We start from the raw sequence: 21,983 nt of genomic DNA, 5'->3' as shown, positions 1-21,983 counted from the left end.
GCCGATCGAGTTTGAAATAATGGACCAACCGGCCTCACTCGCGGCCTAAATGAAGTGTCAACTAAACCTTCAGCAGTCCCAGCTTGGCTTGCCGGCAGCCCCGGCGGTCCAGAACCGCACTGCATGGGCTTCGAACGCCGCACTCGACCAGCTCGGAATGCCCGACGCCACTGGCGGCGTCGTCACGGGTGCCGGGGCGGAATTCGCCATTGCGGGCCGCATTCCAGTTCCCGACTACTTGCGCTTCCTCGAACCTCTGATCGTCGCCCCCCAGCAAATCGACTCTGACGACCCGCATACCGTCAGCATCCTCGTCGTGATCGCGGAACGCCCCGACCTTGTCTCCCCAGTCTCCCAAGTGGTCCTGTCGGTGCTGGCCGTCGACGATCCGACTAAAGTTACGCTGACGACCAGCGAGGGCCTCGCCACCCTTCGCGCCCTCATCGAAGGCCAGCTTGGCAGCTTCGGCCGTAACCTCGTAATCGTTATATTCGCCCTCACCGCCTTGCTCGTAGCGGCGATCCTCTACGGTTTCGTGATGCTTCGCCGCAAGGATTTCGGACGCCGCCGCGCACTTGGCGCATCCCAAGGCCTGATCATTGGGCTGTTATTGACCCAGATGGCCTTCCTGAGTGGGATCGGTGCGGTCATCGGGTGCGCCGCGACTGCGATCAGCCTCGTCATTACTGGCGACCCACTCCCTGGAATCGCGTTCTTCGTCGCCGTCAGCGTGCTCGCGATCGCCGTCGGCGTCATCGCCGCACTGTTACCCGCTAGCGTTGCCGCACGACGAGACCCCCTCGCCGAGCTAAGAGTTCCGTGAGGCCCTGGTTTCAGCGGCTTGCAGGGCACCAACGACGTTGATCCCTCCTACGGTGAGAGAGTCAGGCGTTGAGCGCAGAGCGTACACGTCAGCAGGGTGCGCAATTCGCAGCACCCGATACACATGGCTGGTAGACCCCAGCGACCACGCGCAGAAAAGCGATTCAACTTGGTATAGGACCAATCCCGTTCCTCCGCTCGGCGGCCGAAGGCGGCCCGCTCCCGCTGAGTCTGAGCAAGGGAAGTCTGCTGTCCGCCGACCTCCCCTGGGCAACCGCCGCACCATCAGCCGAACCAGGGGCGCTGGAAACGGTCGTCGCCGCTTGCCCAGCCCGACATGAAGCCCGATCAAGCGAGCGTCTAGCGCGACAACCTATCCAAACCAATTGAGCCGACGAGCCCCCTCGTTAGGCGAGCGACCAGCCGGTTGTGCAGGCGTGTGCTGACATTTGTGCAATCGTGAACGGAAAATGACACGCTCGCTACGCGACGTGGGGTGAAACAGAACGGTGGCATGCCACGATCGGTTCGCTGGAGTGTGGCCGCAGCGACAGCTGAACTGTGCGCATTGAATCGACACGAAACCGACTGAAAGCCGAAGATCTCAAGGTGGGGGTCAGGTCGAGCATGACTCCACGATTTCGATCGTGGATTTTCTCGACAAGGCGAACGCGGAGGGCCTGTGTGGGAACGTTCACTGCTCAGCGCTCCGACGAGCGCGGGCGGCTACCCTAGACTGACATCGACGCTGGCCTCGGCCGCGTCACCCGATCACTGCTAATGGAGGCAGACGCTCATGGGATACGGCTTGAAGAGTTCGTCGTCGGTCCCGACCGGCGACGCGCGGGAGAGCATTGTCGCCCTGGAGCGGGCCCACGAATCCGCCATCACCGATCGGGTCTTTCAATCCGGGGTGCGCCAGCTCGTGCAGGACTCCTGGCAGCGTTCCCTGTCGCTGCGCCTCGACCCGTCGAGTGTGGCTCCCGAGCGGGCGCTGACCGACGGCGAATTGCGCGACCTGCGCAATCAGCATCCGCTCGCCGCGGTCTTGCCGGTCGTGCATAACCTGCTCATCCGCCACGCGACCGATGCCGAGCTGATCGTTGCTATCGGTGACGAATCGGGTCGACTGCTCTGGATCGACGGCGATCGGGTGCTTCGCCGCCGGGTTGAGGAGATGCTCTTCGTCGAGGGCGCCGACTGGTCGGAAAGCCGGGTCGGCACGAGCGCACCGGGAACGGCGCTCGCCCTCGACCGCGGAATCCAGATCTGGCGAGCCGAGCACTTCAACACTCTTGCGCACCCGTGGAGCTGCACGGCCGTGCCGATCCACGACCCGGACACCGGCAAGATCCTCGGGGTCATCGATATCACCGGCGGCGACCAGGCTGTCGCGCCACAAACTCTGCCGCTGGTCGAGGCTGCCGTCGCCGCGATGGAAGCGGAGCTGCGCATCCAACGACTCGACCGGCCGGCCGATTCACCGCTTGCCCAGCGGTCGCGGGCATCGATGTCGGTGAGTGTGCCGCGACTGGTGCCGGCCGGTCTGAGCGTGCTCGGTACCGATCACGGCCAGCTGCACTGCGCCAGCAGCACAGTGGATGTCTCGCCACGCCACACCGAAATTCTCACGCTCCTGGCCTGGCACCGCGAAGGACTATCCGCCGATCGCCTGGCCAGCTTTCTATCGGACCAAGACACGGCGGTGGAGACGCTGCGCGCCGAAATGGTGCGGGTACGCAAAGTGCTCGCGCTCCTCGACTCCCCCATCATGATCACTTCCCGCCCGTATCGGCTGGAATCCAAACTCGAGCTAGATGCCCAACGCGTGCTTGCCTTTCTGGAACGCGGCGCCCACCGCGTCGCCCTCGGCGCCTACCGCGGGGCTGTACTGCCGGGATCGTCAGCCCCCGGCATCGTCGAAATTCGCCAGGAAGTGAGCAGTCGGCTGCGCGAAGCGCTGCTCGCCGATGCATCAGTCGATCTGCTGCTCAGCTACGCGCGCACCGAAGAGGCCACCTGGGACACCGAGGTGTGGCGTGCCTGCCAAGAGCTGCTCCCGGCCCGTTCACCCAAACGCGCAATGGTCGTGGCGCATCTGGCACGCATTGAAGACGAAATCGGTGGGCATTGCAACATTCTGCAACGTTCCCGCTCTTAGAGTCGAAGCAGGTCGCAGCTTTGCGAATCCGACACCGTCGTCGATATACAGGAGTGACATGACCGTCTATGCAGTACCCGGAACACCCGGCTCCAAAGTTACCTTCAAGTCGCGGTACGAGAACTGGATCGGCGGCGAATGGGTCGCCCCGGTCAAGGGCCAGTACTTCGAAAACATCACCCCGGTCACCGGCAAGCCGTTCGCCGAGGTGGCTCGCGGAACCGCCGAGGACATCGAGTTGGCTCTCGACGCCGCGCACAAGGTGGCACCGGCCTGGGGCAAGACCAGCCCCGCCGAACGCGCTGTCGTGCTCAACAAAATCGCCGACATCATCGACGCCAACACCGAAATGCTCGCCGTCGCCGAAACTTGGGATAACGGCAAGGCTATTCGCGAGACGCTCAACGCCGACATCCCTCTCGCCGCCGACCACTTTCGCTACTTCGCCTCTGCGATCCGCGCCCAGGACGGCGACCACGCCCAGCTCGACGGCGACACCGTCTCATACCAGTTTCACGAACCGCTCGGCGTCGTCGGCCAGATCATCCCCTGGAACTTTCCCATTCTGATGGCTGTCTGGAAGCTCGCCCCGGCCCTCGCCGCTGGCAACGCGATCGTGCTCAAGCCCGCCGAGCAGACCCCGGTTTCGATTCTCGTGCTGTTGGAACTCATCGGCGACATCCTTCCACCTGGCGTCGTCAACGTGGTCAACGGTTTCGGCCTGGAGGCCGGCAAGCCGCTCGCCTCGAGCAACCGCATCCGCAAGATCGCCTTCACCGGTGAGACCACGACCGGCCGCCTCATTTTGCAGTACGCCTCGGCCAATATCATCCCCTCAACCGTCGAACTCGGCGGTAAAAGCCCGAACATCTTTTTCAGCGACGTCGCCCAAGAGAAGGATGCCTTCTACGACAAAGCCCAAGAAGGCTTCGTGCTGTTCGCCCTCAACCAGGGCGAGATCTGCACGGCCCCGAGCCGTGCGCTGCTGCAGAAGTCGATCTATGACAGCTTCCTCGGCGACGCCGTCACCCGCGCCGGGAAGATCATCCAGGGCAACCCGCTGGACACTGATACCCAGATGGGTGCACAGGCCAGCAATGACCAGCTTGAGAAGATCCTCTCGTACATTGACATCGGTACCAAGGAGGGTGCCAAGCTAGCCCTCGGCGGCGAACGCGTCGATCTCGGCGGCGACCTCACCGACGGCTATTACGTACAGCCGACCATCTTCGAGGGCCACAACAAGATGCGGCTGTTCCAGGAGGAGATCTTTGGACCGGTGCTCGCCGTGACGAGTTTCACCGACTACGACGACGCCATCTCGATCGCCAACGACACCATCTACGGCCTGGGCGCCGGGGTCTGGTCGCGCAACGGCAACGTCGCCTACCGGGCCGGCCGTGACATTCAGGCCGGTCGCGTTTGGGTTAATAACTATCACTCCTATCCGGCCGGAGCAGCTTTCGGAGGCTACAAGAGCTCCGGAATCGGCCGCGAAAACAACAAGCTCGCCCTCGGTCACTATCAGCAGACCAAAAACCTGCTCGTGTCATACTCCGAGAACAAGCTCGGCTTCTTCTAAACCGAACCGCTAGACCAATGGATGCTCACCCGTTCGATGGGAGTTCACTGAAGGTCTGGCCTGGGGGCTGTCGACGACGTAACGTCGGAGACAGCCCCCTTCTTCAGCAGAAAGGTCCGTCAATGTCGACTCCCACAATAACCGCATCGGTCACGATCGCCGGTGAAACCATCCCTCGCGTCGAGCTCAGACCCGTTGCTGTTGACCTTCTCCGCAGCCTGTGGGAGGAGTACGGCCCGCTCATGTTTCACCAGTCCGGCGGCTGCTGTGATGGCAGTTCGCCGATGCTGTTCATGGCCGGCGAATTCATCACCTCCGACCAAGACGTGCGGCTCGGCCAGTTCGATCTCGCGCCGACCGGCGGGCCAGCCCAGCCGCTCGACTTTTGGATGTCGATCGAACAGTTCAACTACTGGAGCCACACCTTTCTCACCGTCGACGTGGTGCCCGGCCGCGGCAGCGGCTTCAGCGCCGAGGCCCCGCGCGGCGTGCGCTTTCTCATCCGTTCCGAGCTCATGACCACGATCACCCCGTTCGCCGGTCCCGCAGCTATCCCCGCGTAGCGTCCCGTCCACCGCCGCCGAGCAGTGAGTGGCAAAGCCATAGCTTCCGCGCCGTGGGAAAAGGTGATGCTGCTACTGCCCGATGGCCTGGTACGCGCTAAACAGCAACGAGGCATCCGGGCCTTCGAGGATGGTGGCCTTGCCCACATCGTCGAGTACCACGAAGCGCAGCATGCCGCTGCGGGTCTTCTTGTCGCGCTGCATGGTAGCGAGCAGGGTGGGCCACCGACCCACCGGGTAGCTGGTCGGCAGGGTCAGCGATTCGAGGATGCTGCGGTGCCGGTCGACGGCCTCGACCGAGAGCCGGCCGCTCAGGGCGGCCAGTTCCGCCGCGAACATCATGCCAACGGCGACGGCAGCGCCGTGGCGCCAGCCATAGCGTTCGGCGTGTTCGACCGCGTGGCCGAGGGTGTGACCGTAGTTGAGGATCTCGCGCAGGCCGGCTTCCTTGAAGTCCTCCCCCACGATGCGCGCTTTCATGGCGATCGACAGTTCGATCAGACGACGGAATTCGGGGGTGGTCGGGTCGGTGGCGCGCTCGACATCCGCTTCGATGATGTCGAGAATCTCGGGAACCTGAATAAAGCCGGCCTTGACGATTTCGGCGAAGCCGGCGAGGATTTCATTTTTCGGCAGGGCATCGAGCAGGTCGAGGTCGCACAATACTGCGGCGGGCGCGTAGAAGGTGCCGACGAGATTCTTGCCCTCGGCGGTATTGATACCGTTCTTACCGCCAATGGCCGCATCGACCATGCCGAGCACGCTCGTGGGAATCTGCACGAGCTTCACGCCGCGCAGCCAGGTCGCGGCCACGAAACCGGCGAGGTCGGTGACGGCACCGCCACCGAGCCCGATCACGGCGTCGGTGCGGCTGAAGTCGGACTGACCCATGACCCCCCAGCAGAACGCGGCGACCTCGACCCGTTTAGCTGCTTCCGCGTCGGGAATCTCGGCTAGCAGAACCTCGGCGTAGGTTTCGAGCAGGCTGTCACGCAGGGCGACAGCGCGGGCGCCGACGGTCGAGGTGTGCACGATGAGCACCTTGTTGACACCGGTTCCAAGGTGCTCGGCGACGGTATTGACCAGGCCACGCCCTACGCTGACCGGATAACTGTCGACCCCAGTCACGGTGATCACGGTAGTACTGGTCTGTTCGATCATCTGTGTTGTCCCTGACTTCTCAATCATCATTTCTTTCTTGTACCCAGTTCACGATCTCGTCGGCAATGCCGGTGATCGGTCGGTTGGAGGTGTCCAGGCGAATCGTCGCGAGGGCCTCATAGGTGGGGCGGCGCAGGTTGTAGATGCGCTCCCAGTCGTTGATACCGCCGACCAGGAGCGGCCGTTTACTGCCGCCGAGGCGGGCCTGCACGGCCGCGGTGGTCACGCTGAGGTAAACCACCGTCGCAGATTCGAGGTCGCCCTGCGTCTCGGCGTGCAGCACGGCGCCCCCGCCGAGGGAGATGACGGCCGGCTCGCCGAGGGCCCAATCCACGGCTTCGCGTTCGACGATGCGAAAGTACTCTTCGCCCTCGCGCGCGAAGATCTCCGGAATTGGGCCGTAGCTTTCGACGATGCGCTTGTCAGTGTCGATGAACGGCAAATTCAGGTCGCGCGCCACTCGACGACCGATCTTGGTCTTGCCGGCTGCCATCGGACCAATGAACACGATCGGCAGCAAGGCGTTCCGCAGGGTCAGCATCGCATCGGCCTGTCTACAGCGACGCGTCGCTCGACGCGCCCGTGCGCAGGTTCGCCGGAATGTTGGCGAGGTACGACTCCAGGTTGCGACGGGTCTCCTCGATCGAGTCTCCGCCGAACTTCTCCAGCACCGAGTTCGCAAGCACGAGTGCCACCATGGCCTCGGCCACGACGCCGGCTGCTGGAACCGCGCAGACGTCGGAGCGTTGGTGGTGCGCCGCTGCCGGCTCACTCGTGGCGACATCGACGGTGCGCAACGCCCGCGGAATGGTCGCAATCGGCTTCATGCCGGCGCGCACGCGCAGCACGGTTCCGGTACTCATGCCGCCCTCGGTACCGCCGGCCTTGTCGCTGACTCGCTGAATGGCGCCATCCGCTTGAACGAGTTCGTCGTGCGCCTCTGAGCCGCGGCGGCGCGTGGTCTCGAAGCCGTCACCGACCTCGACCCCTTTGATCGCCTGGATTCCCATGAGCGCGGCGGCCAGCTGCGAATCCAGTCGGCGATCCCAGTGCACGAAGGAGCCGAGCCCGGGGGGAAGGTTGTAGGCAAGCACCTCAACGACGCCGCCGAGGGTGTCGCCGTCCTGGTGGGCAGCATCCACTTCAGCCACCATCAGAGCGGATGTCGCGGCGTCGAAACAGCGCAGCAGATCGGCATCGAGCGTGTCGACGTCCCCAGGCTCAGGAATCGGCGCGCCGTCGGGCACGCGTACCGGCCCGATGGCGATGGTGTGACTGACCAGGTGAATTCCGAGTTCGTTCAGGAACGAGCGGGCGACGGCGCCGAGCGCCACGCGGGCGGCGGTCTCGCGGGCGCTCGCGCGCTCCAGCACGGGGCGCGCCTCGTCAAAACCGTACTTCTGCATGCCGGCGAGGTCGGCGTGCCCGGGGCGGGGGCGGGTCAATGGTGCCCCACGGCCACGGCTCAGGGTGGCCGGGTCAACCGGCGCCGCACTCATCACATCGACCCATTTGGGCCATTCCGAGTTGCCGATACGCAGTGCGACCGGGCCGCCGAGGGTGAAGCCGTGCCGTACGCCGCCTGAGAGAGTGAGCTCGTCCTCTTCAAATTTCATGCGCGCACCCCGGCCGTAGCCGAGTTTGCGGCGCGCGAGATCGAGGCGGATCGAATCAAGGGTGACCGGGATTCCTGCGGGCAAACCCTCGACAATAGCGATGAGTTCGGGGCCGTGGGATTCTCCGGCGGTGAGCCAACGAAGCATGATTCCTATCTTTCCACAGCATCGTGCTGGCCAGCGTCACCCGGGGTAGCGTCGCGGGTTAGGGCACTGCGCATGGCGGCGAGCACGTCCGGCTCGCTGGGGAGTGGTTCGAAGGGGTCTGCGGTCACGAAGACCCGTACCTGGATGAGCGCCTGATGCAGCAGCATGCCCAGACCGTTCAATACGGTTCCGCCGGCCGATTCCCATGAGATGGCCACCGCGCTCGGCCACGGCGAGTAGGCAACGTCGAACAGCGTCGTGCGCTCGCGCAGCTCGAGCGGCAGCGTGGTCGGCAGCACCGTCCCACCGGGCAGCGTGCTGATCACAAGGTCGCTGCCGGTGCCGGTGCCGGCGGACCCGCTGAAATCACCGAGGTCGACGACGACTCCGAGCGACCGGCCGAGTTCAACGAGCGACTGCGCCTTCGTGAGGTCGCGCACGAGCACGCTGACGAACTCAGCTCCAAGTTCCGCGGCGGCCATCAGAGCAGATGCCGCTGTCGCGCCGGCTCCGAGCAGAGTCACGTGCTTAGCCCGGGAGACGCCGCCTTCGGCCAACGCTCGCACCAGACCAGCGACATCCGTGTTGTAGCCCGTGAGAGTGCCTCGCCCAGCCACCTGACGTAGTAGCACTGTGTTGACCGACCCGGTCAGCTGTGCGACCCGGTCGCAGTCGTCAATGAAGGGCAACACCTCGTGTTTGAGCGGCATGGTGAGCGAAAGCCCACGCCAGTCCGGCCCGACGGAGCTCAGAAACATGGCGAGCGATCCGGCCTTCACCTCGACGGCGTCGTAGGACCAGTCGAGGCCCAGCTGCCGGTAGGCGGCCCGGTGCAGCAGCGGCGAACGGGAATGTTTGATTGGTGAGCCGAGCACCGCGAGCCGATTTGACGTGGCATTATCCATATTCGGGGTGCTCCCTCATCCAGTTCTGCCAAACGATAACGGCAGCATTGTGTTCCCCAACCGTGGTGGAGAAAGCCGTCTCGCCGGAGTCGAGGTTGATCGTCACGAAGAACAGCCAGGATCCGTCTACCGGGTGCAGGGCTGCGTCGATCGCGAGGTCCCCGGGATTCGAGATCGGGCCGACGACCATATCGGGGTGCGCATAGGTGTTGTAGAGGTTGCCGGCGTCGGCACGTTCAGCGTCGGTCGTAGTGACCAGGTGGGTTTTGCCCGTGCCATAGGCGACAGTCGCGTCCGACTGCAGCAGCCCGCTGTCCCACTGGGCCGGGTCGAGTCGGTTTAGAAATACCCGGGACACCTTGTAATAGTCATCACGCAGGCCGGCTTCCCGCTGGATCAGCGAGGCGAACACGATCGTCGACCAGCGGTCCGCGACGGCCACACCGGCCGCATCGAGGGCCTCATACTGCCGGTTAACCATGGTCTGCAAAGCAATCTCGGCGGTGTCCTCCGGCGAGAAGGTGTACGTCGCGGGAAAGAGAAAACCCTCAAGAGTGGTCGCTTCGGTGGGCAGGCCAAACTGGGCCACGTTGGCGGCCGCGGCCTGCAGGTTCGCCAGGGGAATGTCTGTTCCCTCGGAGATCGCCGCCAGCACGTCGACGGCCGCGGTCCCCTCAGGCACGATAACGGTCTGGTTCAGTCGAGTGTTTTCATTTAACAGGGCGTCCAGCGCGGTGCTCGCGACCATCTTCGTTTTGAGTTGGTACGCACCGGGCTGGAACACCGGCTCTGGGGCCGTCTGCAACAGGAGGGAGTAGAACGCATCAAAGCTCTTGACCACGCCCTCTTCGACGAGGGTTGCGGCGATCTCCGAACCGCCGTTGCCGTTATGAATCATGACGATCACGCTTTCGCCGGCCGCCGCTTCCTCCGCGGTGAAGTCGGCCGGGCCTTGCGTGGCAGCAATGATCTGGGAGATCGGTCCCTGCAGAAACAGCGCAACTCCAGCCACGAGAGCGGCGAGAACGACGAAGACGATCAGGCAGCCCCAAGCTCCCTTGCGGCTCCTCTTTTCCCGCCGCGGTTCGTCCGCGAGCAGTGAGCGCCGGTTCGTGCGTCCCCGACCGGAGCCACCGATCTCGCTCGCCGTCAGGAACGTGGCGGCATCATCGCTTGGTTCTGCCAACTCGGCTGCTCGTCTCGGCAGCAACGGCGGTTGAACAGATGCCGTTCCCCCGGACGGTGCCGCCGGCTCGGCTCGAGATTGCTCGACGCCAGTTCGATCTGTCGCCCCCGGTTCCGTCGCGCTCGTCTCCGCCGCAGCGGCCTGCTCCGCGCGTAATTGGCGACGGCTCGGCAGGGGCTCTTCCGGAGTACTCGGCACGATTACGGCCTCTCGGTCGGTTCGACGGGTGACCCTGGCGGCCGCCCGGAGGAACGCTCACTATTGAGCGCATGTTGCAAAATGATAGTCGCGGCCACCTGATCGATCACTGGCCGCTGCGTTTTCGCGGCACGACCGGATGCCCGCAGCGCGGATTGCGCCGACACCGTCGAGAGACGTTCGTCGACGAGCCGCACCGGAACGGCCAGAGTTGCGGCCAGGCGCGCGGCGAAACCGACCGCGTCGTCCGTGGAGGCGGTGGCGTTGCCTGACAATGCCAAGGGCAGGCCGACGATGACCTCGACGGCGTCAAGCTCGAGGGCCACCGCGAGAATGCGGGCCAGATCGGTCACTCCGGTCTGGTCGCGGACGACGGTTTCCACCGGGGTCGCGAGCATGCCGTGGTTGTCGCTGCGGGCTAGACCGATGCGTACCTTGCCCACATCCACGCCGAGGCGTACTCCTGAGCGCATCTTGCCGGGGACCGCATCCGGCACGACACCGCCGGACAGCTCCGCCGAACGACAAGGTTCGGCGGAGCCAGAGCGTGAGGGAGCTCGGTCAGACCTCATCGTTAGCGACTGACCGCCGCGACAACCGCCTGGAGAGCGGCCGGTAGGGCGTCGCCGTTGGGGCCACCGCCCTGGGCCAGATCGTCCTTGCCGCCGCCGCCGCCGCCGAGAATTCCGGCGACGGTCTTGGCGAGAGCCCCGGCCCTGTGGCCGGCATCCCGAGCAGCCTGGTTGGTGGCAACGATGACGACGGGCTTATCGGCGGCAACGGCCGACAAGGCTACGACGACCGCGTCCGTGCCGAGACGTTCCCGGGTCGCGAGGGCAAGCATGCGCAGGTCGTCCGGGGAACCGAGCACGCCGAGGTCTTCGGCCACGATCGTCACAGCACCGACCCGGCGAGTCGCTGCCAGCAGGGCAGGAACCCGGTCGGTCAGGGCGTGGGCTTCGAAGGCCGCAATCTTCTTCTCGGCCGTCTTGAGGCTCGTCACCAGATCGCTGATGCGTTCGGGCAGCTGGTCACGCGGAGTCTTGAGGCTCGAGGTCAGCTGCGAGACCAGCATGCGCTCGGTGGCAAGGTCGCGGAACGCTTCGAGACCAACGAGCGATTCGATGCGACGGTTGGTCGATCCGACAGACGCCTCGCTGATCAGGTTGATCATGCCGATTTCAGCACTGCTGCCCACATGGGTGCCGGCGCACAGTTCGCGCGACCACGGGCCGCCGATGTCGACGACGCGCACGACGTCACCGTACTTCTCTCCGAACAAGGCCATGGCACCGAGCGCCTTGGCTTCGGCAATGGGCAGTTCACGCGTGGTGACCGGCAGATTATCCCGAATGGCGTTGTTGGAGATTTCTTCGATTTCGGTACGGGTCGCCGGTGACAGTGCCTGGTTCCACGAGAAGTCGAGGCGAAAGAAGCCGGCTTTGTTGTACGAGCCGGATTGGTGGGCGTTCGGGCCGAGCACCTGACGCAGGGCTGCGTGCAGCACATGAGTGCCAGAATGTGCCTGGCGGGCGCCACGTCGCCAGCTTTCGTCGACCACGCTCGTCGCACTGTCCCCCACACCGACCTCGCCGGACTGCACGAGCACCTTGTGACTGATCAGGCCCTTGACCGGCTTCTGCACATCGAGCACCTTGAGCTCGTAGCCGGGACCGACGATGCGGCCGGCATCCGCGACCTGCCCGCCCGCTTCCGCCCAGAGCGCTGTCTCGGCGAGGATGACTTCGGCTGTTTTTCCGGCGACGGCGGTCGTGACGGACTCACCGTCGACGATCAGGCCGAGCACGCTTGACTCGTTCTGCAGATCGTCATACCCGGTGAACACGGTCTCTCCGATGGCGCGGAAGGCGCTATAGACACCAAGGTCGGCGAGGGTCGTCTTCTTCGACTTCGCATCGGCCTTGGCCATGGTGCGCTGCTTGGTCATGAGTACGTCGAACGCATCACGGTTGACACTGAGGCCAGCTTCTTCGGCGATTTCCAGGGTGATCTCGATCGGAAAACCGTAGGTGTCGTGCAAGAGAAAAGCGGTCGGTCCGGCGAGTTCGGTCTTGTTGGCCTTCTTGGTCTTAGCTACGGCGAGGTCGAGCACTGCGCTACCACTGGCGAGGGTGCGCAGAAAGGTTTCTTCCTCGGCAAACGCGGCCTGGCTGATTCGACCGAAATCACTCTTGACCTCGGGGTAGGCGGCACTCATTGCATCACGCGACGCTGGCAGCAGTTCGGGCATACTCACGGTGTCGACGCCGAGCAGGCGCATCGCACGCACGCTGCGCCGCAGCAGGCGGCGGAGAATGTAGCCGCGGCCTTCATTGGATGGCATGACGCCGTCGCTCATGAGCATGAGCGAGGAACGCACGTGGTCGGCGACGATGCGCATGCGTACGTCGTCGTCGTGGTCGGCGCCGTAACGTCGTCTGGAGAGCGCGGCGGCGCGGTCGAGTACCGGGCGTACCTGGTCGATCTCGTACATATTCTCGACACCCTGCTTCAGGAAGGCGACGCGCTCGAGGCCCATGCCCGTGTCGATGTTCTTCTTCGGCAGGTCGCCGAGAATCTGAAAGTCGCCCTTGCCGTTGCCTTCGCCGCGCAGGTACTGCATGAAGACGAGGTTCCAGATTTCAACGTAGCGATCGTCGTCGGTAGCCGGGCCACCGTCGACGCCAAAGGCGGGGCCGCGGTCGAAGAAGATTTCCGAGCAGGGGCCGGCCGGGCCGGGCTGACCGGTGGACCAGTAGTTGGAGTCCATGCCGAGGCGTTGGATGCGGTTGTCCGGCACGCCGAGCGCACGCCAGTAGCGGTGCGCCTCATCATCGTCGAGGTAGATGGTTACCCAGAGGTCGCTCTCGCGAAAGCCGTAGCCGCCCTGGTTCTCCGGGGTGGTCAGCAGTTCCCAGGCGAAGCCGATGGCCTCTTCCTTGAAGTAATCGCCGAAGCTGAAGTTGCCGTTCATCTGAAAGAACGTGCCGTGGCGCGGGGTCTTGCCCACTTCTTCGATGTCGTTGGTACGAATGCATTTCTGCACGCTGGTGGCGCGCGGATACGGCGCCGGAACCAGCCCAGTCAGGTACGGCACGAACGGCACCATGCCCGCCACGGTGAAGAGAAGGGTGGGGTCGTCACTCACCAAGGAAGCGGACGGCACAACGGTGTGTCCACGATCGGCGAAGAAGTCGAGCCAGCGCCCGCGAATGTCAGCAGTCTGCATGGTGTCCGTAGTTTTTCTAGTGCATGAGTGAGGTGGTGCGGTAAAACCTGGTGTTTCAACTGAGCGGATGCTCAGGGCGCGCTGGGTGTCGGTGCGTCGCCAACGGCCGCGTCCTTAACAACCTCAGCGACATCACCGAGTGCGGCGTGCAGCTCGGCCTCGCGCTGCCGGTACCCCTCGGAGATGGCCTCGCCGAACTCCCGGGCCTTGGTGTCGAGTTCGGTGAAGAACTGCTTGCCCTGCTGAGTCTTGTTGACCTCGTGGGCAACGACGAAGCCAGCGGCCACACCGATGACCAACCAGATGACATTCTTCATGGCACTTCTCCCTGAATCTGCGCGGCCTGTGCTTTCAGTCAATAGAACCGAATTGAATGGAGCCAGGCACCGCTAGCCGTAGCTATCGATAAGACGGGCGTGAGAATATCAACGCCGTATTCAGAGTAGCCGGTCAACCCCGATTTCGCCCGGACCCCGGCCGTCCGACGCGAAAGGCCGCCCGAACCCCGGCCGAGAAGCCCGCGAGCTTGATTAGCGGACCGCCGACGGTGGCGGCGAACAGAGCGACGAGCGCTGAGACGTTACCGGTGACATCCGCTACGTTGCTGGTGATGGTGTCGACGCGGGCCAACTGCTGGTTAGTGGAGCGGATGGTCTCGGTCGTCTCGGCCAGCATCGGGGTGATTCCCGCGCTGACGTCATGGATGGCCGCGGTGGTTTCGTCAAACACCCGGCCCAGCTTGACCAGTGGAACGGCGATGACCGCCACCAGAATCGCAAATACGCCGGCGGCCACCAGCCCTGCAATATCTCCACCCGTCACTGTGACTCCACTCAGATCAATGGGCCCCTGGGGAGCCCGGGTATACAAAAAGGGCGGATCATCCAGAGACGATCCGCCCTTCAGCGTACCGGTCAAAGACCGGTTAACGAGCTAGCGAGCTGCGTAGTACTCCACGACGAGCTGGACTTCACAGGTCACGGGGATCTCGATGCGCTTCGGGGTGCGCACGAGGCGGGCCTGAAGCTTGTCGAGCTCAACCTCGAGGTACGGCGGGAGCTTGGGAAGCAGGTCGACGTGTCCGCCGGCTGCTGCAACCTGGAAGGGCTCCATGCCCTCGCTGCGAGCCTTGACGTGCATGAGTTGGCCGGGCTTCACGCGGAAGGAGGGCCGGTCGACGAGCTCTCCGTCGACGAGGATGTGCCGGTGCACGATCATCTGGCGAGCCTGAGCGGTGGTGCGGGCGATAGCCGAACGAACGAGGAGAGCGTCGAGACGGGTCTCGAGGATCTCAACGAGGTTCTCACCGGTCAGTCCCTGACGACGACGAGCCTGCTCGAAGGCAATCTTGAGCTGGGCTTCGCGGATGCCGTACTGGGCGCGTAAGCGCTGCTTTTCGCGGAGGCGCACGGCATAGTCCGAATCGGTCTTGCGCTTGGTGCGGCCGTGCTCACCGGGTGCATAGGGGCGCTTCTCGAGGAAGCGGGCTGCCTTCGGCGTAAGGGCAATGCCCAGTGCGCGCGAGAGGCGGGTTTTACTGCGGGTACGTGACTTGGTAGACACGGTTTCCTTTCAATCGGACTCAATAACAGGGATACCAGGGCGAGTGCGAACGTGATCGACACAGGTCATGGGAGATCAGAGGATTGGGTGCCACGGGACGTTCGGCTACAGAACGATTCCCCTCCAAACTGGAAACGGACGCAGCCGCATGCCGAAACCAGTTGTAGGCAGAATTAAGGGTAGCACACGGCCGTCTTGAGCGGATGCGGTAAGTCCGGTTGGTGAGACCGCCATCGGCGGTCACGGACGATCTCCTTAGTGCTGGTCACGCACTCTACTCATTGCGTACTATTCGGCGGATTTTCAGGAGGCGGGCCGAGATGTCGCGCTCGTGGCCGTGCTCGGTCGGCTCGTAGTAGCGCGTGGATTTGAGTTCGGTCGGCGGGTATTGCTGGGTCACTACGCCGAGGGCGTCGTCGTGCGGGTACCGGTAACCCTTGCCGTGGCCGAGGCGCTTGGCGCCTGGGTAGTGCGCGTCGCGCATACCCTTGGGCACGCGGCCCATCTTGCCGGCACGCACGTCAGCGATCGCCGCGTCGAGCGCCACGTAGGCAGCGTTCGATTTGGGGGCGGTCGCGAGGTGAACGACGGCCTGGGCCAGCGGTATGCGACCCTCCGGCATACCGATCAGTTGCACGGCATCGGCGGCGGCGACGGCGATGAGGAGAGATTGCGGGTCGGCCATGCCGATGTCTTCGGATGCAAGGACGATGATGCGGCGGCAAATATAGCGCGGGTCTTCGCCAGCCTCGATCATGCGTGCGAGATAGTGCAGGGCGGCGTCGACGTCACTGCCGCGCACCGATTTAATGAACGCGCTGATCACGTCATAGTGCTCGTCACCGTTGCGGTCGTAGCGCAGCAGCGCACGGTCAACGGCGAGCGAGACGATGTCGGTCGTGATCACTGGCTTGCCGGGCGCACCAGCTTCGAGCGTTGACTCCGCAGAAACGGATGCCGCCTCCAGCGCGGTCAGCGCCCGCCTCGCATCTCCGGAGGCGAGGCGGATGATGGCGCCGCGGGCCTCTGGCTCCAGTTCGAACCGGTCAGCGAGGCCGCGCGCATCGGTGACGGCGCGGTCCACAACAATGCCGAGGTCGTCGTCGCTGAGCACCTCGAGGGTGAGCAGAAGGGATCGAGACAGGAGCGGGGAAATGATCGAGAATGAGGGGTTCTCGGTGGTTGCGGCGACCAGGATAACGACGCCGTTCTCGACCCCGGGAAGCAAAGTATCTTGTTGAGCCTTGGAGAAGCGGTGGATCTCGTCGAGAAACAGCACCGTCGACAGTCCATACAGGTCCCGGTTGGTTCGGGCGTCCTCCATCACCTGGCGCACATCGCGCACGCCGGCCGTCACAGCCGAGAGTTCAACGAAACGACGTCCGGAACTGTGTGCGATCGCCTGTGCGAGCGTGGTCTTGCCGGTGCCGGGCGGTCCCCAGAGAATGACCGACACGCTTCCGCGCTCCCCCGTCTTGTCACTGGCCAGACTGACCAGGGGCGATCCAGGGGTGAGCAGATGACGCTGACCTGCTACCTCATCCAAGGTTTTCGGGCGCATTCGTACAGCGAGGGGGGTTGCGCCGCTGCGCAGACCCGGTTGAGCATCCGACATTCCTCCAGCGTAGTTTGTGCGTAGAGTTCTACGAGGTCGGGAGCGTTGGCGCCCGATTGCGTTTGTCCGGTCGTCGCCAACCCCGACGGCCCTGGAGGGGTTCCAAGTGGCTTCGAATTACAAGCTTGAGCGTGCGGCACGTGAAGAGCGCGGACGTGTTCGTTCCTACCAGGCTCGACGGGCGGTGCACGCGCGCCAGACGAAGCGGCGCGTGCGAGACAACCTGATCGCCGGTGGGGGCCTGCTCGTCGTGCTCACGCTGATCGTGGTGGCGCAAGTCTTCTACTTCAACGGCGGACCAGGTACTCCAGGAGCGACCACTGCGGCAACCGACATCCCGACCACGACGCCGACAGCTGCCGACGGTGCCAATTCGGGTCAGGTGCCCGCCAGCACGCTGGCCGAAGGTCGCACCTGGACCGGCACCATGACCCTCAACGACATTCCGGTCGGAATCGAGCTCGACGGTGCTTTGGCGCCGCAGGCGGTTTCATCGACTATCAACCTCGTTCAGACCGGGTTTTACAACGGCCTCATCTGCCACCGCCTGACGGTGGAGGGCATTTTCGTGCTGCAGTGCGGCGATCCGGTGGGCGATGGCACCGGCGGCCCCGATTACAGCTACGGACCGGTGGAGAATGCACCGACCGACGACGTGTATCCGGCTGGAACTCTCGCCATGGCACGTTCCGGCGATGACGGTTTCTCCAACGGCAGCCAGTTCTTCATCGTCTATGAAGACAGCACCATCCCCGCCGACAGCGCGGGCGGCTACACGGTGCTCGGGCGCGTCACGAGTGGCCTCGACCGGATCAAGGCCGAGATCACGGAGGCTGGAATTACGGCAGGTGGCGCCTCGCCCGTCGTACCGACCACTATTACCGGCATAACAGTTCAGTAGGATCGATCGATCCCCCTGCGCTATTGCAATAGGCTTGTCAGGGTATGTCCTGGCTCCGCATTTTTTCTTCCCGCGGCGCCCACACAACAACTCAGCAAAGGTGAGGCTCTTGACTACGACAGATCAGCAACCATGGGGTCGCGTAGACGAAACCGGCACGGTTTACGTGCGCGAGGCGGATGGCGAACGCGCCGTCGGCCAGTACCCGGATGCCACTCCGGAAGAGGCACTGGCCTACTTCGAACGCAAGTACGTTGAACTCAACGGGCAGGTAACTCTGCTCGAGCAGCGCGCCAAGGGTGGCGCTCCGGCCGCAGACGTCGCCAAATCGGTGGCCAATCTCACCGTCGCCGTTGCCAACGCCAACGCCGTCGGCAACCTGGCCGCGCTGGCCGAACGCCTCGGCGCCCTCGGCGGAGCCGTCAGCGAACTCACCGCGCTGCAGAGCATCGAGACCAAAGCAGCATCCGCTGCCGCCGTCGCAGAACGAGCCGAGATCGTGATAGAGGCCGAGCACCTCGCCGCCGAAGATCCGGCCAAGACGCAGTGGAAGCAGACCAGCGCTGCCCTCGATGCTCTCTTCGCGAGGTGGCAGGCACACCAGCACGATGCCCCGCGTATTCCCAAGGGCGAGGCCAACGACCTGTGGAAGCGCTTTCGTGCGGCCCGCACGACGATTGAGCAGAACCGTAAGGCGTTCTTCGCCGAGCTCGACAGCGCGCACAAGGACGTTCGTACCAAGAAGCAGCACCTGATCGAGCAGGCTGAGGCGCTCGCACCGCAGGGTGCCGACGGGGTGTCGGCCTATCGCAACCTGCTCGACGATTGGAAGCAGGCCGGCCGCAGCGGCAAGAAGCAGGACGATGCGATGTGGGCAAAGTTCAAGGCTGCCGGCGACGTGCTTTACTCCGTCAAGAGCGAGGTTGAAGTTCAGGACAACGAGGAATTCTCCGCGAACCTGATGCTCAAGCTAGAGCTGCTGACCGAGGCCGAGACCCTGCTGACGGCCACTGACCGCAACGTTGCCCGCGACACGCTCACGGTTATCCAGCGCAAGTGGGACGTTATCGGCAAAGTTCCGCGCGACCAAGTCAAGCCCATCGAGGATCGTCTGCGCAAGGTCGAAGCCGTCGTGCGCATGCTCGACGACGACCACTGGAAGCGCAACAACCCAGAGACCAAGGCTCGAACCGAGGGCTTCGCCGGCCAGCTGAACGACGCGATCGCCAAGCTTGAAGACAAACTGGCCACCGCTCAGAAGAGCCAGAACGCTCCCGCCATCAAGGACGCCACCGAAGCGCTCGAGGCTCGCAAAGCCTGGCTCAAGGCAATGGGTCAGTAGGTAGTACCGCAGCACGACCCGGCAGAAATTATCCCCACCTGCACAGGCGGGCGTTTTCTCCACAGATCCAGGCTCCTTGGGGGGCCTGGATCTGGTTTGGGGCAGTATGGCGCCATGATGAATCAAGGGGAACGAACGCTCACAGTCAACGACCTGCCCCTGGCCGAACTGTGCGGCGCCCGGCTCGACGGGCAGGTTTTTCAACTCGCCGACTCCTGGTGTGTGATCGATGAAATAGACGGATGCTCCAACCGGGCCGTCTCCGCCAGCCGGTTGGTCCCACCCCGCGCCATCGCGGAGCGCCTCACCGCCGCGTGGATCTACGGCGTAGCACCTGAGCCCCTGCGCCACCAGTTCTGCGTGCTCATCGGCGCCCGCACGACCGCCGTCTGGTCACCACGAGTGCAGCTGCGCGAAATCGTGCGCTCTCCCGAGGATGTGCATAGCATTGCGGGCGTACGGGTGACCACTCCGCTGCGCACCGCCGTCGACCTGGCGCGCTACTGGTCACCGACCGCGGGGCCCGAAATCATCGCGCTTCTGACCCGACTACTGCACTGCGGCGGGTATCCGGATGTCGACGCGGCCGTGCGCCTCTGCCAACGCGGCAGTCCAGCCTTCAGCGTCATCGCCGTGGCCAGGTTCGCCGCGGTCAACGAAGCGTTGCGAGCCCTGTAACGGCCGACCGAAGCACCGAGTCAGCAGTGGGCGTCTAGCCGTCGTTGACCCGATAGACGTCGTAGACAGCATCGATACGCCGCACGGCATTGAGGACGCGATCGAGGTGGGTGGTGTCACCCATCTCGAACACGAACCGGCTGAGCGCGAGGCGGTCACTCGACGTGTTAACTGTGGCGGAAAGAATGTTCACGTGATGCTCAGACAGAACCCGGGTGACATCGGAGAGCAATCCGGATCGGTCGAGTGCCTCAATCTGAATGTGCACCAGAAACAGGCTCTTCGACGTTGGCGCCCAGTCGACCTCGATCATGCGCTCTGGTTCCTTGAGCAGCGACTGCACGTTGTGGCACGCCGCCTGGTGCACCGAGACACCGGCACCACGGGTGACGAATCCGACGATTTTGTCGCCGGGAACCGGCGTACAACAGCGGGCAAGCTTGACCAGAATGTCCGGGGCACCGCGCACGAGCACACCAGAATCAGCGTTCCGGGTGGTCTGCGGCCGGCCGCGGGCAGCAACCGGAAAGTCGTTGCTGTCGTTGTCTTCGATGCTCTGCACCGAGGACACAACCTTTTCGAGTACGGACTGGGTCGAGACGTGGCCTTCACCGACCGCAGCATACAAAGCCGACACGTCGTCATACTTGAGTTGAGCCGCGACCTCCGCGAAAGAGTCTTGGTTCATCAGCTTCTGTAGCGGCAAGTTCTGCTTGCGCATGGCCCTGGCTATGGCGTCGCGGCCCTGCTCGATAGCTTCGTCGCGGCGCTCCTTGGTGAACCACTGCCGAATCTTATTGCGCGCTCGGGGACTCTTGACGAAATTGAGCCAGTCCTTGCTGGGCCCGGAGTCGGGGTTCTTCGAGGTGAATACCTCGACAACGTCTCCGGTGATGAGTTCGCTCTCCAGGGGAACCAGACGGCCATTGACTTTAGCGCCCATGGTGCGGTGGCCGACCTCGGTGTGCACGGCGTAAGCGAAGTCAACCGGGGTCGCGCCCGAGGGCAGCCCGATAACGCGGCCCTTCGGCGTGAAGACATAAACCTCTTTGGCACCGATTTCGTAGCGTAGTGAGTCGAGGAACTCGCCGGGATCGGCAGTTTCGGCCTGCCAGTCCGATATGTGGGCCAGCCAGGCCATGTCGGTGTCGCTCTGCGGGCCGGGGCTCCCGGCGCTCTTGCCGTTGACCTGTTCCTTGTATTTCCAGTGCGCGGCGACACCGAATTCGGCGCGCTGGTGCATTTCGGTGGTCCGAATCTGAATCTCGACCGCACGACCGCTCGGGCCGAGCACTGTCGTGTGCAACGACTGGTACAGGTTGAACTTCGGGGTGGCGATGTAGTCCTTGAACCGGCCGGGCAGTGGGGTCCAACGGGCGTGAATGGATCCCAGCACGGCGTAGCAATCCCGTACCGAATTCACGAGAATGCGGATGCCGACAAGGTCGTAGATTTCGTCGAATTCGCGGCCGCGCACGACCATCTTCTGGTAGATCGAGTAGTACTGTTTGGGGCGCCCGGCAACCTTGCCGCGAATTCGAGCGGACTTGAGGTCATCATTGATGATGTCGATGATCTGCTGCACGAACTCTTCGCGCTGCGGGGTGCGCTGTTTGACCAGACTTTCGATTTCAGCGTAGAGCTTGGGGTACAACACGGCGAACGAGAGGTCTTCAAGTTCCCACTTGATGGCCTGAATACCCAGGCGGTGTGCCAGCGGTGCATAGATCTCAAGGGTTTCGGTGGCCTTGCGCACGGCAGATTCGTTCGGTACGAAGCCCCAAGTGCGCGCATTGTGCAACCGGTCGGCGAGTTTGATGATGAGTACGCGGATGTCCTTGGACATGGCAACGATCATCTTGCGCACGGTCTCGGCCTGAGTCGAGTCGCCGTACTTCACCTTGTCGAGCTTGGTGACGCCGTCGACCAACATCGCAATTTCATCACCGAAATCGGCGCGCAGGGCATCGAGGGTGTAGTCGGTGTCCTCCACCGTGTCGTGCAGCAACGCCGCAGCAATCGTCTTGGTGCCAATGCCGAGGTCGGCCAAAATCTGGGCCACCGCCACTGGGTGAGTGATGTACGGCTCGCCGCTGCGGCGCATCTGCCCGTCATGGGCACGTTCGGCGGCCGTGTAGGCACGCTCAATGATCGACAGGTCGACCTTGGGGTGGTTCAGCCGCACCGTTTTGACCAGACGGTCGACGGCCCCGGCGGGCTGAGCGCGGGAGAAAATGCGCGGGACCAGACGGCGCAGCGAGGCTGGCGATGGCGTCGTCGTGTCCGTCATGGTCTCACCTCCGAGTCCCCGCGG

19 protein-coding genes are annotated in these 21,983 nt (G+C 63.9%); 7 read left to right on the top strand and 12 right to left on the bottom strand.

The window, feature by feature from the left end:
* The first annotated feature begins 157 nt into the window (after positions 1–157).
* The 4 genes from CXY71_RS07705 to CXY71_RS07690 all read left to right on the top strand — a co-directional run bounded on the left by CXY71_RS07705 (position 158) and on the right by CXY71_RS07690 (position 5,128).
* On the top strand, positions 158–823 hold the full coding sequence (locus tag CXY71_RS07705; RefSeq protein WP_158253016.1) for an FtsX-like permease family protein: 666 nt from the start codon (positions 158–160) through the stop codon (positions 821–823).
* Positions 824–1,618: 795 nt separating this feature from the next.
* Positions 1,619–2,983, top strand: coding sequence for a GAF domain-containing protein (locus tag CXY71_RS07700; RefSeq protein WP_233204540.1), 1,365 nt, complete (start codon positions 1,619–1,621; stop codon positions 2,981–2,983).
* A 58-nt stretch (positions 2,984–3,041) separates the two neighbouring features.
* Positions 3,042–4,565, top strand: coding sequence for an aldehyde dehydrogenase family protein (locus tag CXY71_RS07695; RefSeq protein WP_104135059.1), 1,524 nt, complete (start codon positions 3,042–3,044; stop codon positions 4,563–4,565).
* A 122-nt stretch (positions 4,566–4,687) separates the two neighbouring features.
* Positions 4,688–5,128 (top strand): DUF779 domain-containing protein, encoded by a 441-nt coding sequence (locus CXY71_RS07690; protein WP_104135058.1) that lies wholly within the window; start codon positions 4,688–4,690, stop codon positions 5,126–5,128.
* 72 nt (positions 5,129–5,200) lie between these two features.
* Here CXY71_RS07690 and aroB read toward each other — a convergent pair whose 3' ends face one another.
* The 11 genes from aroB to CXY71_RS07635 all read right to left on the bottom strand — a co-directional run bounded on the left by aroB (position 5,201) and on the right by CXY71_RS07635 (position 16,748).
* The gene (gene aroB / locus CXY71_RS07685) at positions 5,201–6,289 is read right to left on the bottom strand and encodes a 3-dehydroquinate synthase (RefSeq protein ID WP_104135057.1); all 1,089 of its coding nucleotides are present in this window, start codon (positions 6,287–6,289) and stop codon (positions 5,201–5,203) included.
* A 19-nt stretch (positions 6,290–6,308) separates the two neighbouring features.
* Positions 6,309–6,830: a shikimate kinase gene (locus tag CXY71_RS07680; RefSeq protein WP_233198256.1), complete on the bottom strand. Its 522-nt coding sequence runs from the start codon at positions 6,828–6,830 to the stop codon at positions 6,309–6,311.
* A 13-nt stretch (positions 6,831–6,843) separates the two neighbouring features.
* On the bottom strand, positions 6,844–8,052 hold the full coding sequence (gene aroC, locus CXY71_RS07675) for a chorismate synthase (protein ID WP_104135056.1): 1,209 nt from the start codon (positions 8,050–8,052) through the stop codon (positions 6,844–6,846).
* Positions 8,053–8,057: 5 nt separating this feature from the next.
* Entirely contained in the window at positions 8,058–8,957 is a 900-nt protein-coding gene (locus CXY71_RS07670; protein ID WP_104135055.1) for a shikimate dehydrogenase, read from the bottom strand.
* Positions 8,950–10,143: an endolytic transglycosylase MltG gene (gene mltG, locus CXY71_RS07665; protein WP_104135054.1), complete on the bottom strand. Its 1,194-nt coding sequence runs from the start codon at positions 10,141–10,143 to the stop codon at positions 8,950–8,952. Before mltG ends, CXY71_RS07670 begins: the two co-directional genes overlap by 8 nt.
* A gap of 200 nt (positions 10,144–10,343) precedes the next feature.
* The gene (gene ruvX, locus CXY71_RS07660; protein WP_104135064.1) at positions 10,344–10,814 is read right to left on the bottom strand and encodes a Holliday junction resolvase RuvX; all 471 of its coding nucleotides are present in this window, start codon (positions 10,812–10,814) and stop codon (positions 10,344–10,346) included.
* Positions 10,815–10,915: 101 nt separating this feature from the next.
* Positions 10,916–13,570, bottom strand: coding sequence for an alanine--tRNA ligase (alaS, locus tag CXY71_RS07655; RefSeq protein WP_104135053.1), 2,655 nt, complete (start codon positions 13,568–13,570; stop codon positions 10,916–10,918).
* 71 nt (positions 13,571–13,641) lie between these two features.
* Positions 13,642–13,887: a hypothetical protein gene (locus CXY71_RS07650; protein ID WP_104135052.1), complete on the bottom strand. Its 246-nt coding sequence runs from the start codon at positions 13,885–13,887 to the stop codon at positions 13,642–13,644.
* Positions 13,888–14,020: 133 nt separating this feature from the next.
* Positions 14,021–14,392, bottom strand: coding sequence for a DUF948 domain-containing protein (locus tag CXY71_RS07645; RefSeq protein ID WP_104135051.1), 372 nt, complete (start codon positions 14,390–14,392; stop codon positions 14,021–14,023).
* 111 nt (positions 14,393–14,503) lie between these two features.
* Entirely contained in the window at positions 14,504–15,133 is a 630-nt protein-coding gene (rpsD, locus tag CXY71_RS07640; RefSeq protein WP_104135050.1) for a 30S ribosomal protein S4, read from the bottom strand.
* Between the two features lie 274 nt (positions 15,134–15,407).
* Positions 15,408–16,748: a replication-associated recombination protein A gene (locus tag CXY71_RS07635; protein ID WP_104135049.1), complete on the bottom strand. Its 1,341-nt coding sequence runs from the start codon at positions 16,746–16,748 to the stop codon at positions 15,408–15,410.
* Positions 16,749–16,854: 106 nt separating this feature from the next.
* On the opposite strand from CXY71_RS07635, the gene CXY71_RS07630 reads away from it, so the two are divergent.
* The 3 genes from CXY71_RS07630 (at position 16,855) to CXY71_RS07620 (ending at position 19,669) form a co-directional block, all read left to right on the top strand.
* A complete protein-coding gene (locus CXY71_RS07630; RefSeq protein ID WP_104135048.1) occupies positions 16,855–17,649 on the top strand; it encodes a peptidylprolyl isomerase in 795 nt (264 codons plus the stop codon).
* Positions 17,650–17,758: 109 nt separating this feature from the next.
* Positions 17,759–18,991, top strand: coding sequence for a DUF349 domain-containing protein (locus tag CXY71_RS07625; protein WP_104135047.1), 1,233 nt, complete (start codon positions 17,759–17,761; stop codon positions 18,989–18,991).
* Positions 18,992–19,105: 114 nt separating this feature from the next.
* Complete coding sequence (locus CXY71_RS07620; protein WP_104135046.1) at positions 19,106–19,669, top strand: hypothetical protein; 564 nt, start codon at positions 19,106–19,108, stop codon at positions 19,667–19,669.
* 34 nt (positions 19,670–19,703) lie between these two features.
* On the opposite strand, the gene CXY71_RS07615 is transcribed toward CXY71_RS07620, so the two are convergent.
* On the bottom strand, positions 19,704–21,959 hold the full coding sequence (locus tag CXY71_RS07615) for a bifunctional (p)ppGpp synthetase/guanosine-3',5'-bis(diphosphate) 3'-pyrophosphohydrolase (protein WP_104135045.1): 2,256 nt from the start codon (positions 21,957–21,959) through the stop codon (positions 19,704–19,706).
* Between the last annotated feature and the right edge of the window lie 24 nt (positions 21,960–21,983).

It is taken from the genome of Cryobacterium sp. Y62 (assembly GCF_002929785.1).
GTDB lineage: Bacteria > Actinomycetota > Actinomycetes > Actinomycetales > Microbacteriaceae > Cryobacterium.
Note: the sequence above shows the minus strand (reverse complement) of the source record. Positions and strands in the feature narration are given on the sequence as shown.

Bases quoted from the DNA above. Each gene is read 5' to 3' on its own strand.
- CXY71_RS07620 (WP_104135046.1), top strand. From the start codon at position 19,106: ATGATGAATCAAGGGGAACGAACGCTCACAGTCAACGACCTGCCCCTG.
- CXY71_RS07680 (WP_233198256.1), bottom strand. From the start codon at position 6,830: ATGCTGACCCTGCGGAACGCCTTGCTGCCGATCGTGTTCATTGGTCCG.
- aroB (WP_104135057.1), bottom strand. From the start codon at position 6,289: ATGATCGAACAGACCAGTACTACCGTGATCACCGTGACTGGGGTCGAC.
- CXY71_RS07690 (WP_104135058.1), top strand. From the start codon at position 4,688: ATGTCGACTCCCACAATAACCGCATCGGTCACGATCGCCGGTGAAACC.
- ruvX (WP_104135064.1), bottom strand. From the start codon at position 10,814: ATGCGCTCAGGAGTACGCCTCGGCGTGGATGTGGGCAAGGTACGCATC.
- CXY71_RS07615 (WP_104135045.1), bottom strand. From the start codon at position 21,959: ATGACGGACACGACGACGCCATCGCCAGCCTCGCTGCGCCGTCTGGTC.
- CXY71_RS07650 (WP_104135052.1), bottom strand. From the start codon at position 13,887: ATGAAGAATGTCATCTGGTTGGTCATCGGTGTGGCCGCTGGCTTCGTC.
- CXY71_RS07670 (WP_104135055.1), bottom strand. From the start codon at position 8,957: ATGGATAATGCCACGTCAAATCGGCTCGCGGTGCTCGGCTCACCAATC.
- aroC (WP_104135056.1), bottom strand. From the start codon at position 8,052: ATGCTTCGTTGGCTCACCGCCGGAGAATCCCACGGCCCCGAACTCATC.
- CXY71_RS07705 (WP_158253016.1), top strand. From the start codon at position 158: ATGCCCGACGCCACTGGCGGCGTCGTCACGGGTGCCGGGGCGGAATTC.
- alaS (WP_104135053.1), bottom strand. From the start codon at position 13,570: ATGCAGACTGCTGACATTCGCGGGCGCTGGCTCGACTTCTTCGCCGAT.
- CXY71_RS07700 (WP_233204540.1), top strand. From the start codon at position 1,619: ATGGGATACGGCTTGAAGAGTTCGTCGTCGGTCCCGACCGGCGACGCG.
- CXY71_RS07695 (WP_104135059.1), top strand. From the start codon at position 3,042: ATGACCGTCTATGCAGTACCCGGAACACCCGGCTCCAAAGTTACCTTC.
- CXY71_RS07635 (WP_104135049.1), bottom strand. From the start codon at position 16,748: ATGTCGGATGCTCAACCGGGTCTGCGCAGCGGCGCAACCCCCCTCGCT.